Source organism: Massilia niabensis (assembly GCF_042655085.1).
Lineage (GTDB): Bacteria > Pseudomonadota > Gammaproteobacteria > Burkholderiales > Burkholderiaceae_D > Telluria > Telluria niabensis.
In genome coordinates, this window is record NZ_JBHSMU010000015.1 from 1,096,300 (window position 1) to 1,110,118 (window position 13,819).

A 13,819-nucleotide genomic window follows, 5' to 3' on the forward strand; every position below is an offset into this window, starting at 1 on the left:
GCCCGTCAGCGGCAGACGCCGCGCAGCTTGGCCACCGCAACGAAGGGCAGGGCGATCCACCCGCTGAGGAAGAAAGTCGGCTGGTTCCTCAAGCCTTCGGAATGCAGGCAGACCGGCAGCCGCGCCTTGGCGAAGTCGTGCGAAAACCCCTTGAGGGGCGTGGCGCTGAGGGTGTCGTTCAGTAGATCGGTCTGGTGCCGGCGCGAATCGGGGTCTTTTTCCTCAGGCAGGCCGGCGATTGCGGCACGGATTGCGTCCCTGTCGAGCCGGACGCGCAGTGGCAGGGTTTCCCCGGCGGGTGCCGCCTGCGGCCCCGGTGGCGCCAAAGCCGGGACGGCGGGGGCTGGATCGGCCCGGGCGGCGAGGGTAAGGCAGAGCATGCAGGCAACGAGTGGACGCATAGTCGGCAGGAAATTGTAATTGAAAAGCGATGTTGCCGAATGTACACGACATTGCGGACTATTTGTCGTCTTGTACATTTCGTTACATATGGCTGTGTACAATCGGACGGTTCCGATCACACGTCCACGCCCATGAAACGATTGCTCCTCGCCTGCTGCATGCTGTTGTGTTCTCTCGCGGCGCATTCCAGCCCGGCCAGCCCGGCAAACCCGGCAGACCCCGCCCTCACACGCCAGGTGAACGCTTTCGTGGACCTCTGGCATGCGGACGCGGCGCATGCGCGCCTGGCGTTTTTCGACAAGATCGCGAAAGACGGCGTGTATATCGGCACCGACAAGACCGAACGCTGGCGGCGCGACGAATTCAAGGCCTGGGCGCGGCCGCATTTCAAGCGCAAGTCCGCTTGGGCCTTCAAGCCGCTGCGGCGCAACGTCGCTTTCTCGGAAGACGGGTCGATCATCTGGTTCGACGAATTGCTCGACACGCAAATGGGCATTTGCCAGGCCAGCGGCGTGATGCGCCGCAAGGGCGACAGCTTCGAGATCGTGCACTACCAGCTGTCGATGGCGATTCCGAACGAGGTCAGCAGCCAGGTGACGCGCCTGATCCGCGACTTCGAGGCGAAGGATGGCTGGAAGGGCGGTCCGCGGTAGTCGGCTATGCTCCGTGCATATGATATTGTGTTGCCCCTCCCAAGCCTCTTGTGTCGAACGTGAGTACCACCTGTATTGCCCCCTATATCGGCCGCTTTGCGCCGTCGCCCACCGGTCCGCTGCACGCGGGCTCGCTGGTGGCGGCGCTCGCCAGTTACCTTGATGCGCGCGCCCACCGCGGTGAGTGGCTGGTGCGCATCGAAGACATCGACGAGGGCCGCAGCGTGCCCGGCGCCGACGAGGCGATCCTGGCGCTACTGCATTCGCTGGGGATGGATTCGGACCGCGAGGTGGTCTGGCAGAGCCGGCGCAAGCACCTGTACGCCGCGGCGGCGGCGCAACTCCGTGAGCACGCCTACGCCTGCGGCTGCAACCGCCGCGAGATCAATGATTCACGCCTCGGCGTCGCTCCCGATGGCTCGGCCATCTATCCCGGCACCTGCCGCCATGGCCTGGCGCCGGGGCGCTCGATGCGCAGCCTGCGCCTGCGCGTGCCCGATCCCGGCATGGATGCCATCAGCTTCGACGACCGCTTTGCCGGCTCCGTCACCCAGTATCTCGCACACGACTCGGGCGACTTCGTCCTGAAGCGCGCCGACGGCTTCTGGGCCTACCAGATCGCGGTCGTCGTCGACGATGCCGAGCAGGGCGTGACCGACGTCGTGCGTGGCGCCGACCTCATCGATTCGACCGCACGCCAGATCTACCTGCAAGGCCTGCTCGGCGTGCCGACGCCGCGCTACCTGCATGTGCCGGTTGTGCGCAATGCGAATGGCGAAAAACTGTCGAAGCAGACCGGCGCGCTGGCCGTGCTGCCCGGGGACGAGGCGGCGGCGATCGACGCCTTGACCGCAAGCGCCCGCTTCCTCGGCCTGCCGCTCGAGCGCCCGGATTCGCTGGCAGGGTTCTGGCGCGCGGCTATTCCCGCTTGGGCAGCTATGCTGCCCAAGCGGGAAGCGGGCGTGAGCACGCGCACCTGTAGTTAGTCCCTGTGCCGTCGGCGATGCTGGCCATGCAGGGATCGCGCACGGGCGCGCCCTTCCCCTAAGCCACGCTGTCAGGCACCAACCGCGCCGCAAGTGGCAAAGCGCTGCGGCCCTGCCTTGGCCCGCCGCCGCGCCACCATTCCCAGGCCTGCCAGGCCGACCCCGAGCATGCCCCAGGTCGCCGGCTCCGGAATCGGGGCCGCCACCAGCCAGCCGCGGATCTCGCCGGCCGGGTATAGCGTCGTGTGGATGTTCAGGTAGGCGGTGTGGTCGTCGATCGCGTCGATCAGCGCTGCGCTGGCCGACGCCGCCGTTCCGCCGAATGCCGCAAGGAAGCGCGGATCGTAGGTGGCAGGATCGGTCAGGTCGAACGCGCGGCTGTAGATGCCGCCCCGGACACCCGTGGGAAAATCGGGGAACGGGATCGCGATCGGCGCCGTGCCGGTGAACTCGGCCGTCGTGCAGCAGTGGATGTGGGCCATTGTGGTGCCGGACTGCAGGTCGCGGAAGGGCACCTCGGCGCGCATGATGTTGCCGTCGAACTCGAAGGTCGCGACGCTCGAGCCGGGTGAGGCGTTGGGCGGGGCCTCGAGCTGGCCGCTGGCCACGGCCCGGATGAACCCTTCATCGGCCTGGGCCTGCGCGGCGGCGGGCGCGAGCGCCAGGCTTGCGGCGAGCGCCAGGATGGACAAGCTGTGTTTCATGGCATACCTCCTGATTAGGAAAGAATCCAATGCGCGCCACGGCGTGGCGCTGCTGAAAAACTTAGCACGTCAGGAGGAGGGGAAACACACGATACGGCTGGGCAGAAGCCGCTGAGAAATCTGTACTATAAGAAGTTGAACGGCGGCAGAGATTTACTTCTTCTTCTGGATCGTGATCTCGCCGTCGGCCTCAAGGAACGCGCACGCCATGTCCTCGCGAGCGCAGTCGGCTGCGCGCAGTGCCTGTTCAAGGTCGGCTTTCGCAATGCGGCAGCGTTTCACGACCTTGTCGAAGAATTCGCCGTTGCGTCCGATGAGCACGGCTGTCCCATCGAAGATGACCGACATGCGCCTGCTGTGGGCTGACAACAGGGCTCCCAGGCCGTTCAGGCAGATCAGCGTGCCTGCAACGATCAGGCCGCCGCTGAGGGAATCGTCACCTCCGGACAGCGAATTCGAGACCGCCTCGGACAGCAGCATGACGACCAGCAGGTCGAAGGGCGTGAACTGGCCGAGCGTGCGCCGGCCCGACACGCGCACCATCACCAGCAGCGCCAGGTAAACGACTGCCCCGCGTACAACGAATTCCCACCAGGCCAGATCCATCTCGAACATTGCCACCCCGATCGCAAGCTGATGAGCCGATTCTAATCAGTTTGCCAAGTCGGTGCCGCCCGGTTCGGTGCGTCTTGGCCACCCACTGGTGCATTCAGCGTTGTTGCTGCGCGAACTGCACAATACGCTCCAGAGCGACGGGCGACAGCGTTTCGTCGATCTTGCCGTATTCGTCTTCGCGACCGGTGACCGCGGTCTGGAACGCGTGATTCAGCGACGGCAGGATGTCGGATTCGACCCGGCGGTTCCCGCCCGCGTTCAAGGCAGCGACAATCCCCCTCAGGTTTTCTTTGGCAGGTACCTGATGGTCCAGGGCGCCGTTCAGTGCCAGGACCGGACAGCGGACGGCGCGCCAGTCCGCGGATGGATCGGCCTGCAGGGACGCACGCAAGAATGGCTTTTGCGCCCAAGCCAGTGAAAGCGTGCCCTGGTTCATTTCAAGTTTCCGTATGCGATCCTGTTCCGCGGGCCTCAGTCCGTCGTACAGCGCCTTCAATGCCGCAACCCTCGCTCCGGGCTCGGTGTGTGCAAGCACCACCTCGTAAAACTTCCGTGCGTAAGCCATCGCCCAGTCCGCTTCTGCGGGACTGGCGCCGCGGTCCTTTGCCCAAATCCAGTCCTGCAGAACCAGCGCATCCAGCCCGGGCAGGCCCACGCCGGCCAGCGATACGACGAAGCCGACCGATTCCGGATGCCGGGCCGCGACTGCCGCAGCGATTGGCGATCCTTCACTGTGCCCCACCAGGCCGAGATGATTGAATTCATTGCGTGCCTTCAAGGTCCGGACTACCCCGTCCAGGTCGTCGATCAGGTCCGCCAGTGTGTGTTTCTCGAAGTTGCCCGTCGAACGCGCAACGCCACGCTTGTCGTAACGTAAGACTGCGATACCCCGGCGGGCGAGGTGGTCCGCCAGCACGGCAAACGGCCGATGTGCGTCTCCATGCCCGTCGCGAGTGGCGGGACCGCTCCCCGCTACCAGGACGACCACGTTCGGACGCGTGACACCGTGGGGTATGGACAGGGTTGCGCCGAGGGTGACGCCATCGGCGGTTGAAATGGCCAGCGCTTCGTTTTTATATGGGAATGGCGCTTTCGGGGTCTGCGGTCGTACTTTCATTGGAAAGTCCCCGACCTTTCTCAATTCAAACGCCAAGGGAGCCTCACCCTGTTTCCACACCCCTTTGAAGTGATCTTTCGCCCATGTGAGCGTCAGCGCAGCGAATGGCAGTGTGAGCTCGATCGTGTCGCCATTCTCTTCAATACTGGTAACCGGTATGTCGATAGCGTCCTGGTCAGGCGAGGCAACGCTTGCCCAGGCTGAACCATCGGCGCGGGTGAACAGTTCTGCCCCAAGCCTGAGTGTTCGGCCGCCAGGGGTTTTCAAGTCACCCAGCCAACGTCCCGCGTGGTCTTTCACGGGGCCGGCTTCTGCAAGCGGTTGTAGGGCAAGCAGGACTGCAAGGCATATGACATGCGAAAAAATAGATTTCATCAATGGGATCCAGAGGATATGAGTGAAAGGTGACGCCGGCGTATGCACGGGCTTGCGTTACGGCGGCGCGTGGATACGCTCAGAGGTGCCGATAGCTGCGCAGCTGGAACGCCATCCTGCCGCCCTCGCGTTCGCAGTGGCCGCTCATCGTCTCGCCAGGCCCCAGGGTGATGGTGACAGGACTGCCGGCGAGCTTGCCGGCACAGGCTGCGTGCGCTTTCTCCGGAATGTCGGGCAGGGGCGGCGGTGCTGGCGGCGCTGGCGGGGCCGGCGGCATGGCGGGCATGGCGGGCGCGGGTGGCGCGGCGGGCATGGGCGGGAGTGGCGCCACCGCGTGCTGCATGTCGTGCGCGCCCGGCGGCGCCGGAGGGGCAGGCGAAGCGGGTGGCGCGGGCGGCGCGGGCGGCGTGGCGCAGGGTCCGCCGTGCGCCCGTTGGCAGTCGATGCGGGCTGTGGCTTCACTGGCGCCGGCAGCGCAGAAGAGGGCGACGAGGATGAGGGAACGTGGGCGCATGGTTTTCTCCTTCGGTTCGGCGCACGGGATGGCGCCAACAGAGCCATCGTGCATGCCGAATGTGGAGGAAAAATGGAGGCGATGGAAGGGCTACGAGGACATGCACACGATGTCGATACACAGGTGAACGTCAGGTGTCGACGGGGTCAGGAGCGCCTGAAGCTACCTGCGTTCACTGTCAAGGCCGTGATCACGCATTCCGACTAGCGTCCGGATCCACGCTGATCCTCGTTATTGTTTGCCCCTCCTTGGTGTCTTCGACGCTCCAGCCAAGTCCGTTCAAGGTTTTCCTTATAGCGTCAGCTCTCGCCCAGTTTTTTTCCGTCCTGGCTTGCTCGCGATGACTGAGTAACGCGGCTATATCTTCCGGAATGTCGAACACAACTGGTTCCCATTCTCGAAAACAGTGCATCATTACTGCCCTGCATACGACACCATCGAAATGTCCGCCGAATGGGGCACCTGTTATAGGTAAGGAACCAGGCCGCAAGCGGGCAGCCAGCTCCAGGTGGTTTTGCAAAGCAAATGCTCGCATTGACTCGTTAGGTTCGATGCCGTAGGCATCAAAACCTCTTTTGCATAATACGGCCAGGTCCCGGCGAGAGCCGGAGCCAACATCCTGGATCTTACTGCCCTCTTTAAAAGCAAGTTCGAAATACCTGGGGATAGCACTCTGCGGCGCTTCTGTTCGAATCGCGCCATCTGAGGCGTAGTAATCGTAGAAATCAGACGTCGCTTGGTCCATTCGGCACCCTTACATGTCGAAGCGGTAGCCGACGCCGTAAATCGAGTGGATCGGTTCAAGCCCCGGCGCCACGGCGTCGATCTTGCGGCGCAGGTTCTTGATGTGGCTGTCGATGGCGCGGTCGGTCGCGTCCAGATTGTCATGGCGTACCAGTTCCAGCAATTGGGCACGCGAAAACACCAGCCCTGGCCGGCGCGCCAGCGCCGCCAACAGGTCGAACTCGGTCGGCGTGAGATCGAGCGGCCGGCCGTGCACCGCCGCGCGCCGGCTCGCGCCGTCGATGGCGACCGGCGATGGGGTCACGCCCGCGCGGCGCAGGATGGCCCTGATGCGGGCTACCAGTTCGCGCGGGCTGAACGGTTTGCAGAGGTAGTCGTCGGCGCCGCTGTCCAGGCCCAGCAGGCGGTCGATTTCCTCGACCCGCGCCGTCACCATCACGATCGGCACCTCGGAAAAGGCACGCACGGCGCGGCACAGCGCCAGGCCGTCCATTCCGGGAAGCATCAGGTCGAGCACGATCAGGGCCGGCACCTCGGCGCGAATCGCGGCCAGCGCCTGCGCACCATCGCCGAACACGGCCGGCTCGAAGCCGGCGGCGCGGACATAGTCGGCCATCAAAGCCGCCAGTTCCGGTTCGTCCTCGACGATGAAGATGGCGGCGCTCATGGCTTGTCCAGTGTAAACGAGAGCGTGGCGCGCAGTCCACCCAGCGGCGAATGCGTGAAGGTCAGCCGCCCGCCTTGAGCCTCGACCAGCCTCAGGCACAGGGCCAGTCCCAGCCCGGCGCCGCCGCCGGCCCGGCTGCGCGAGGCCTCGACACGGTAGAAACGCTCGCCCAGGCGCGCCAGGGCGGCATCGGGCACGCCGGGCGCGCTGTCGTCGATCGTCAGATGCAGCCAATCGGCATCGATCTGCGCGGACAGGGCGACCCGGCCCCCGGCCGAGGTATAGCGCAGGCTGTTTTCGAACAGGTTGCGCAGCACCTGGCGCATGCGGTCCGGGTCGGCGGTGACGCGGGCGCGCAGAGGCGCAGCCGCGACTTCCAGCGCCAGCCCGGCGCCTGCCAGGCGCTCGCCGAAGGCCTGCGCCTCCTGCGCGGCGAGCAGCCACAGGTCGAGGGGCTCGGGTTGCAGGTCGAGGGCGCCCACATCTGCCCGCGCCAGCGCATACAGTTCATCGATCAGTTTATTCAGGGCCAGCACCTGGCGCAGCATCGCCTCGAAGTGGGCGGCGTCCGGCCTGCGCACGCCGTCCTGCACCGCTTCGAGCTGGGCGCGCAGCACCGCCAGCGGCGTACGCAATTCGTGCGAGGTATCGGCCACCCACTGGCGGCGTGCAGACTCCAGGCTCGCAAGTCGTTCGGCCAGCATGTTGAAGTGGCCCGCCAGTTCGCCCAGCTCGTCGCTGCGGTCCTGCGGCAGGCGCGTCTCGAAACGGCCTTTGGCAAGCGCGCGCGCGCCGGCGGCCAGGCGCCCGATCGGACGCCGGAAATGCGCTGCCAGCAGCGTCGCGGCGAGGGCGCTCAGGATGACGCCGGCGGCGGCGATCGGCCACAGGCTGGCCCGCAGCTGCTGGAGAAATGCATAGGCCAGCGCATCGGTCGGCCGTGCGGTGCGCGCCACGGCCAGGTAACCGACGGTGCGGCCGTCGGCCACGATGGCGCGGCGCGCCAGCGGCAGGGCGCCCGGCTGCGAGCCGGCGAGCCAGGCGCCGCCCGCATCGAACAGGGTCACCCGCTGCTGGAGGCTGGGCGCCTCATCCGGACTGGTTCCTGCCAGCGATGGCGGCGGCAAGGGCGGCAGGGGTGGCGCCGGCGGCGCGGGTGGCGCGGGCGGCGCCGCCGCTGCCGGCAGCGCAGGGACGGCTGGAACAACCCCGGCCGCGGAAGCGGGCTGCACTGCCTGGGGCGCGGCTGCGGGCGGGGGAGGCGGCGCATGCGCGCGCGCTTCGCGCTCGCCCTGCAGCCGGGCCAGCTCCGCCGCGATCCACGCACGCTTGTCAGTGCCCGGTATGAAACCCCAGCCGCCGTGACGGGCATGGCGCCGCGCGAGATCGGTGCCCACTTCCTCCAGCCTGTCGAGCTCGATCTGTACCGCGTAATCGCTGAAGCTTTCCAGCACATTTTGGCGCAGCAGAAATACCGCGCTCGCCGTCACCGCCAGGATGGCGAGCAGGACGGAAGCAAACAGGCGAAGACCGATCGATATTTTCAAGGCAGGCCAGGAATGAGTTGGGGCACATCATTCTAGGCGAAGAAAGCATGCATTTCTTCTTTACTGCGTCCTATTAATGCCTTTCGTACCTTCCGCGAATGCCGAAGGATTTGTCATCGATGACCAAGTTGCCTTTGTGCTGGATTAAGGTGAGCGATTTGAATGGCGGCGGCTGGATTTCCCTCAGATTCGTGACCGCGAATCCCGCAATGCGCGCATTTGCGCGCTCGGCGGGTACATCGATCCACACCCATTTATCCTTTGTTCCTGCCCGGCGTAATCCGCTTCGTACCCATTCCTCGCCCTCCGGCATGGTCACGATCGCATCCCCATTCGCTTTGCTGACCGCGGTGGCCGTTTTCCCGGCTTTGCTTTCGAAACGTACCTCCACGTCGGCGACCGGTCCTTCCATGGGAATGCCAACGATGGCGACCCAGGTGCCGGAGGCGGGCGTCTTGCGCAGATTGAGTTCGCTGTCGTCGAACAGCCTGAATTTTCCCGGCTGCCGCGGCGCGGGCTTGAGTACGACGCGCTTGCCCTTTGCATGCCAGGTGCCCTGGGCTGCCAGGTCAATGGCGCCGTAGGAAAGCATCCAGTGAAAATTGCCCGATTTGTTCAGCATCATCTTCGAGCCGACCTCCCGCTCACCCTGCAAGTAATAATGGCCCGCCAACCCGGGAGCCGGTAACGACTGGCTGGTAGCGGCATGCGCGAGCGGGGTTGTCAGGGCCAGCAGGACGATGGCGGATTGTGCAAAACGGTGCATGGTTATGTCCTCGTGGTGAATTTCGCATGAATGGGAAACACCAGGACATATTATTTTTTGCTTGGAAAACCCATTTAATGGTGGCGCAAGGAAGCATCAATACACGTCGCGCCGATAACGGCCCGTCGCCGCCAATTCGTCGAGCGCATTAACGCCCAGGGCCGTGGCGAGTACCTCGTGCACGCCTGAGGCCATACCCTGCAAACTGCCGCACACGTAGATAGCCGCGCCGCGCGCGACCCATGCGCGCAATTGCTCGCCATGCTGCGCCAGTACATGCTGCACATAGCGCAGGTCGCCACCATCGCGCGAAAAGGCAAGGTCCAGCCGCGCCAGCCTGGCGGTTTGGAGCCAGCCTTCCATCTCATTGCGGCAGAGAAAATCGTGCTCGGCATTACGTTCGCCGAACACCAGCCAATTGTCATGCACGCCGGCATCGATGCGCGCTTTCAGGTGGGCCCGCAGGCCAGCCAGGCCGGTGCCGTTGCCGATCAGGATCAGCGGGCGCGCGGCATTCTCGCCGAGCCGGAAACGGGCATGCGGGCGCATACGCAAGGCGACAACATCATCCGCTTCCGCTCCCGCTGCCGCGCCCTGGCACAGCCAGCCGGATGCCGCCCCGGTGCCGCCGTCGGCATGCCGCTGCAGCCGCACGAACAGCACGATGCCGCCTTCCAGCGGTACCGATGCGATCGAATACTCGCGCGGCAGCGCAGGATCGGCAGGCGCGCTGACCTGCACCAGGTCGCCAGCTTCCCAATCCGGCAGGGTGCTGTCGACTGGCTGCAGGACGATGCGGAACAAAGGCTCGCCGGCGCTGCCGGGGTTGAGCAGGCTACGGTCGACGATGCGCCAGTCGCCATAGGCCGGGGCTTCCCAGTCGGGTGCGTCGCTGGTGCCGGCCAGGTGGCTGAGCTGGTGCTGCCAGGCGGATATGGCGTCGGGGTTGCCGCGGTCGACGTCGATGCGCTCGAACAGGGGCGTGGCGCCGCGTGCGCGCAGCCAGCCGTCGAGCGCGCGGCCGAAGCCGCAGTAATTTTTATAGCTGCTGTCGCCCAGCGCCAGCACGCCATAGTGCAGTGGCGACAGGTCGGCGTTGCCGGCCATGGTCACGCCGGCAAAACGGGCCGCCGTATCGGGCGAGTCGCCTTCGCCATAGGTGCTGGCAATGAAGAGGGCGCGCGTGGCTGTGCCCAGCGCCCCGGCGTCGAGCGAGGAGATGCACACCGCCCGTGCCGACAGGCCGCCGGTGGACAAGGTGGCGGCCGTCTGCTGGGCCAGGTATTCGGCGTTGCCGGTCTGGCTGGCGTAGACGACCAGCCAGTCGGCCTCGCCAGTCGTGGCCACAGCCTTGGATTTACGCAGCATGGCCGCGCACATGCCGCCCCAGGCCAGCACGAGGGCGAGGGCGCTGCCCCAGCGCACAGGGTCGATCGTCATCATTGCAGCAGGGCGCGGTACGCGCTTGTCGTGAATTCTTCGAGTCCGCCAGCGCGCCGCAGCAGTAGGCGGGCGGCCAGCTTGCGTTCCTCGGCAAAGGCGAGGCCTGCCTCCCTGCCCAGCACGGTGATGGCGGTGGAGAGGGCGTCGCCCGCCATACAGCGCGGGTGCAGGACGGTGCAGGAGGCCACGTCGTTGGCGATCGGGTAGCCGGTGCGCGGGTCGATCGTGTGCGAGGCCTGGGTGTCGCCGAGAGTGCCGCTGTACGCAAAATGACGCCGGTAGTCGCCCGAGGTGGCGATCGCCAGGCCATGCAGGGCGGCCACGGTTGCCACGGCTGCCAAACCCGGCACGCTTTCCAGTTCGACCCACCACGGTTGGCCATCCGGCTTCATGCCGGCGCCGCGCAGTTCGCCGCCGATCTCGACGACGTAGTGGCGCACGCCGTGCTGCTCCAGACACCAGGCCAGGCGGTCGACGGCATAGCCTTTGGCCACCGAGGACAGGTCGAGTTGAAGGTTGCCCGGCTGCAGCAGTTTGCCGCTTTTGCGGTCGAGCCGGGGATGCTGCCGGGCACGCGCGGCCATCAGGGCCTGCACGGAGCCTGGCGAAGGCGGCTCGAAGCCGGCTTCGTCATGGCGCCCGGTCGGCCCGAAACCCCACAGGTTCACCAGTGAACCTGCGAACGGGTCATAGGCGCCGCCGGTATCGGTGGCGACTGCCATTGCATAATCGACGACTTCCATGAACCGCCGCGGCAGGGCATGCCAGCTGCCGGCGGGGGCGCGATTGTAGCGCCCGAGGGTCGAGTCCGGGTCCCAATGGCTCATCTCGCCGACAATGCCGTCGAGCTCGCGCTGCATTTGTTCCCCGAGATTGCTGCGCACGCCAGCAGGCACCATCATGCGCGCCGACCAGGTCGTGCCCATGGTCGCACCGGCGGCATCGAGCAGCACGCTGCCAGCGGGTGGCGGCGTGGGATCGATATCGGCAGGGACGAGGACGTTGCGCATAAAAGAAAGGACGCGCGCATGGGCGCGTCCAGGTGGCGGATGACTTATTCCGGCAGCGCTTCGAGCGTGGCCGTGTAGGCGTAGCGGCGTACTTCGGCCGGGCCGTCGTCGGGCGCCGGGCCCTTGCCCGGGTTTGGCGGGTAGGCCGCGTTCATCCAGTACATGTTGGCCGCCGGCAGCTTGAAGCTGGCCTCGCCCTTGGCATCGGTGGTGAGGCGGATTTCGTTCGCCACGCCGCGGTAGCGCACGCCGCCCGGCACCAGGGAAAACGGCAGCTTGGGCAGCGGCTTGCCGTCGAGCAGGAAGCGCACGCGCACCGTTTCGTTGGCGCGCAGGTCGTTCGGGTGCGTCAGCGGCACCATTTCCAGGCCAACGCCGCTGGGTTTCAACGCGCCTTCGCTCGTCTTGTGGGCGGTAACGAAGGTTTCGATGCGCTGGTGGGTGATGGTCTTGCGTACCTCAGCCGCGCCGGCCGGCACTTCCTTGGCGAAGTTCGCTTCGCTGCTGCGGAAGCGTTTGACTTCGTTGCCGACCTTGTAGCTGCCCATCACGTTGTTGCTGACGAGCGCGATGCGGTAGGTGCCTTCTTTCGGCAGCGGCAGGTCGACGCTCGCGCGGCGCTTGCCCATGACCGAAGCGGGCGCCGCCGACACGGCGCCGTCCGGGCCGGTGATGCTCAGGCCGTCCATGCGCAAGGGCATGTGGTCGAAGTCGAACAGGCCTTCCGAGACGGCGCCGTCGATCGTCACCCAGGCGTCCTGGTGCTCGATGATGGTCGCGGTCGGCAGCATCCACGGACGGTGGGCGCTGGCCGCGCCGGCGGTGGCGGCCAGTACCAGGGCCAGTACGCCGTGCTTGATGAAAGAGGTGTGCATTGGATTGACCTTCGCTTATTGGATTTGGAGGGAAACCGCGCCCAGTTCTTCCTTGCCGCTGGCGTTCGCCGCGACCTTGCCTTTGGCCGGCAGCGTGAACGGCACGCGCACCAGCTCGCGTCCGCCCGCTTCGCGCGCCGCTTCGACGACGAGCTTGTAATCGCCGGCCGGCAGCTTGTCGATGCCATGGCGGGCCGGGCCGAAGGAGAGCGTGTGGCTGCCGGCGGCACGGGTGGCGCCCGACACGCCGTCGATCGGCAGCTTGGCTTCGCGGCCTGCTTTCCTCCACCAGGTGCGCATGTCCTTCACCCATTTTTCGCCGGCGTTGTCTTTCTTCTTGATGTCGTACAACACCGCCAGGGTCGAGGCGATGCCGCCGTCGGCTTTTTCGATCCACATCGCCACATACGGCTTGTGGTATTCGGCCACGTTCAGCTGCGGCAGTTCGAACTTCACCGACAGGTCGGCGGCCACCGCGCCGCTCGAGAGCAGGGTCAGCGGCAGGGTAAGCGCAAGCGAGGGGGACAGTTTCATGCGGTGCCTTGTTATCGTATTAATAGGTAAACGTTCAGTGAATAAATAAGAGCGCCAGCACGGCCGGCAGCACGATGCCAAAGCCGATCACGGGCCAGGTCGACGGCCGGTTGGCCGCGTGAATTTTCATAATGAGAAAACCGGTGATGCAGAACACCAGGGAAGCGAGCGCGAAGAGGTCGATGAACCAGCTCCAGACCGGCCCGGTGTTGCGCCCCTTGTGCAGGTCGTTGAGCCAGGAAATGGCGCCGCGCGAGGTCACTTCGTATTCGGCGCGGCCATCGAGGCCGACCCGCAGCCAGGCGTCGCCGCCGGGGCGGGGCAGGGCGATATAGGCGTCTTCCTCGCTCCATTCGGCGCTGCGGCCGCGCAGGTTCACAGGAAACGCTCCATTCGCCCACTCGACGAGCTGGGGCGGCACCGGCGCTTCGCCGTCGACGTGCTGCTCGGCATAGGATTGCAGGCCTGGAAGCAGCGCAGCCGGTACCGTTGCCTTCTGGCGCGTTACCTGCGGCTTCGCCTCGATCTGCGCCGCATGGTTGAGCGTGAAGCCGGTGATGCTAAAAAGCAACATCGCCATCAGGCAGATTGCCGAGCTGATCCAATGCCACTGGTGCAAGGTCTTGAGCCAGAGCGAGCGGCGCGCGCCGGGCAGGGCCGAAGCGGGCGCGACGTTCGATGCGACAGAGGGACCCGGCGGGTTCTGGACAGACATGCAAGCTTCCTGTTGAGTATTCGATGCAAATGATAACGATTATCATTTAGCCGGTCAACAAAATTCAGGTCAGCGTCTATGCGTGCCGAATGTTGCGTTACAATACCTGCCGCTATTGCGGAGATTCAGGGTAGCCTTGACCTGCGATAACT

16 protein-coding genes are annotated in these 13,819 nt (G+C 65.6%); 2 read left to right on the forward strand and 14 right to left on the reverse strand.

What is annotated here, in order from left to right:
* Positions 1–5: 5 nt before the first annotated feature.
* Entirely contained in the window at positions 6–380 is a 375-nt protein-coding gene (locus tag ACFPN5_RS19275; RefSeq protein WP_379785411.1) for a hypothetical protein, read from the reverse strand.
* A gap of 153 nt (positions 381–533) precedes the next feature.
* On the opposite strand from ACFPN5_RS19275, the gene ACFPN5_RS19280 reads away from it, so the two are divergent.
* Positions 534–1,055 (forward strand): nuclear transport factor 2 family protein, encoded by a 522-nt coding sequence (locus ACFPN5_RS19280; protein ID WP_379785412.1) that lies wholly within the window; start codon positions 534–536, stop codon positions 1,053–1,055.
* Between the two features lie 59 nt (positions 1,056–1,114).
* Complete coding sequence (gene gluQRS / locus ACFPN5_RS19285; RefSeq protein ID WP_379785413.1) at positions 1,115–2,041, forward strand: tRNA glutamyl-Q(34) synthetase GluQRS; 927 nt, start codon at positions 1,115–1,117, stop codon at positions 2,039–2,041.
* Positions 2,042–2,112: 71 nt separating this feature from the next.
* Here the strand turns inward: gluQRS and ACFPN5_RS19290 are convergent, their stop codons facing one another.
* The 13 genes from ACFPN5_RS19290 to ACFPN5_RS19350 form a co-directional block, all read right to left on the reverse strand.
* Positions 2,113–2,745: a CHRD domain-containing protein gene (locus ACFPN5_RS19290; protein WP_379785414.1), complete on the reverse strand. Its 633-nt coding sequence runs from the start codon at positions 2,743–2,745 to the stop codon at positions 2,113–2,115.
* A gap of 153 nt (positions 2,746–2,898) precedes the next feature.
* Complete coding sequence (locus ACFPN5_RS19295; RefSeq protein ID WP_379785415.1) at positions 2,899–3,360, reverse strand: DUF421 domain-containing protein; 462 nt, start codon at positions 3,358–3,360, stop codon at positions 2,899–2,901.
* 94 nt (positions 3,361–3,454) lie between these two features.
* Positions 3,455–4,852, reverse strand: coding sequence for an alpha/beta hydrolase family protein (locus ACFPN5_RS19300; protein ID WP_379785416.1), 1,398 nt, complete (start codon positions 4,850–4,852; stop codon positions 3,455–3,457).
* Between the two features lie 79 nt (positions 4,853–4,931).
* Positions 4,932–5,366: a hypothetical protein gene (locus ACFPN5_RS19305; RefSeq protein WP_379785417.1), complete on the reverse strand. Its 435-nt coding sequence runs from the start codon at positions 5,364–5,366 to the stop codon at positions 4,932–4,934.
* A gap of 190 nt (positions 5,367–5,556) precedes the next feature.
* Positions 5,557–6,111, reverse strand: coding sequence for a class I SAM-dependent methyltransferase (locus ACFPN5_RS19310; protein WP_379785418.1), 555 nt, complete (start codon positions 6,109–6,111; stop codon positions 5,557–5,559).
* Positions 6,112–6,120: 9 nt separating this feature from the next.
* On the reverse strand, positions 6,121–6,777 hold the full coding sequence (locus tag ACFPN5_RS19315) for a response regulator (RefSeq protein WP_379785419.1): 657 nt from the start codon (positions 6,775–6,777) through the stop codon (positions 6,121–6,123).
* Positions 6,774–8,324, reverse strand: coding sequence for an ATP-binding protein (locus ACFPN5_RS19320; RefSeq protein WP_379785420.1), 1,551 nt, complete (start codon positions 8,322–8,324; stop codon positions 6,774–6,776). Before ACFPN5_RS19320 ends, ACFPN5_RS19315 begins: the two co-directional genes overlap by 4 nt.
* A gap of 73 nt (positions 8,325–8,397) precedes the next feature.
* Positions 8,398–9,090 carry a hypothetical protein gene (locus ACFPN5_RS19325; RefSeq protein ID WP_379785421.1) on the reverse strand — a complete coding sequence of 231 codons (693 nt, stop codon included), beginning with the start codon at positions 9,088–9,090 and terminating at the stop codon, positions 8,398–8,400.
* A gap of 96 nt (positions 9,091–9,186) precedes the next feature.
* Entirely contained in the window at positions 9,187–10,530 is a 1,344-nt protein-coding gene (locus ACFPN5_RS19330; RefSeq protein ID WP_379785744.1) for a sulfite reductase subunit alpha, read from the reverse strand.
* Positions 10,530–11,543 carry an FAD:protein FMN transferase gene (locus ACFPN5_RS19335; RefSeq protein WP_379785422.1) on the reverse strand — a complete coding sequence of 338 codons (1,014 nt, stop codon included), beginning with the start codon at positions 11,541–11,543 and terminating at the stop codon, positions 10,530–10,532. Before ACFPN5_RS19335 ends, ACFPN5_RS19330 begins: the two co-directional genes overlap by 1 nt.
* Before the next feature lie 44 nt (positions 11,544–11,587).
* Positions 11,588–12,418, reverse strand: a complete 831-nt coding sequence (locus tag ACFPN5_RS19340; protein WP_379785423.1) for a DUF4198 domain-containing protein — start codon at positions 12,416–12,418, stop codon at positions 11,588–11,590.
* 15 nt (positions 12,419–12,433) lie between these two features.
* Positions 12,434–12,952, reverse strand: coding sequence for a DUF2271 domain-containing protein (locus ACFPN5_RS19345; RefSeq protein ID WP_379785424.1), 519 nt, complete (start codon positions 12,950–12,952; stop codon positions 12,434–12,436).
* 34 nt (positions 12,953–12,986) lie between these two features.
* A complete protein-coding gene (locus tag ACFPN5_RS19350) occupies positions 12,987–13,667 on the reverse strand; it encodes a PepSY-associated TM helix domain-containing protein (protein WP_379785425.1) in 681 nt (226 codons plus the stop codon).
* Positions 13,668–13,819 lie beyond the last annotated feature (152 nt).

Bases quoted from the DNA above. Each gene is read 5' to 3' on its own strand.
- ACFPN5_RS19275 (WP_379785411.1), bottom strand. From the start codon at position 380: ATGCTCTGCCTTACCCTCGCCGCCCGGGCCGATCCAGCCCCCGCCGTC.
- ACFPN5_RS19280 (WP_379785412.1), top strand. From the start codon at position 534: ATGAAACGATTGCTCCTCGCCTGCTGCATGCTGTTGTGTTCTCTCGCG.
- ACFPN5_RS19290 (WP_379785414.1), bottom strand. From the start codon at position 2,745: ATGAAACACAGCTTGTCCATCCTGGCGCTCGCCGCAAGCCTGGCGCTC.
- ACFPN5_RS19295 (WP_379785415.1), bottom strand. From the start codon at position 3,360: ATGTTCGAGATGGATCTGGCCTGGTGGGAATTCGTTGTACGCGGGGCA.
- ACFPN5_RS19300 (WP_379785416.1), bottom strand. From the start codon at position 4,852: ATGAAATCTATTTTTTCGCATGTCATATGCCTTGCAGTCCTGCTTGCC.
- ACFPN5_RS19305 (WP_379785417.1), bottom strand. From the start codon at position 5,366: ATGCGCCCACGTTCCCTCATCCTCGTCGCCCTCTTCTGCGCTGCCGGC.
- ACFPN5_RS19310 (WP_379785418.1), bottom strand. From the start codon at position 6,111: ATGGACCAAGCGACGTCTGATTTCTACGATTACTACGCCTCAGATGGC.
- ACFPN5_RS19315 (WP_379785419.1), bottom strand. From the start codon at position 6,777: ATGAGCGCCGCCATCTTCATCGTCGAGGACGAACCGGAACTGGCGGCT.
- ACFPN5_RS19325 (WP_379785421.1), bottom strand. From the start codon at position 9,090: ATGCACCGTTTTGCACAATCCGCCATCGTCCTGCTGGCCCTGACAACC.
- ACFPN5_RS19330 (WP_379785744.1), bottom strand. From the start codon at position 10,530: ATGACGATCGACCCTGTGCGCTGGGGCAGCGCCCTCGCCCTCGTGCTG.
- ACFPN5_RS19335 (WP_379785422.1), bottom strand. From the start codon at position 11,543: ATGCGCAACGTCCTCGTCCCTGCCGATATCGATCCCACGCCGCCACCC.
- ACFPN5_RS19340 (WP_379785423.1), bottom strand. From the start codon at position 12,418: ATGCACACCTCTTTCATCAAGCACGGCGTACTGGCCCTGGTACTGGCC.
- ACFPN5_RS19345 (WP_379785424.1), bottom strand. From the start codon at position 12,952: ATGAAACTGTCCCCCTCGCTTGCGCTTACCCTGCCGCTGACCCTGCTC.
- ACFPN5_RS19350 (WP_379785425.1), bottom strand. From the start codon at position 13,667: ATGTCTGTCCAGAACCCGCCGGGTCCCTCTGTCGCATCGAACGTCGCG.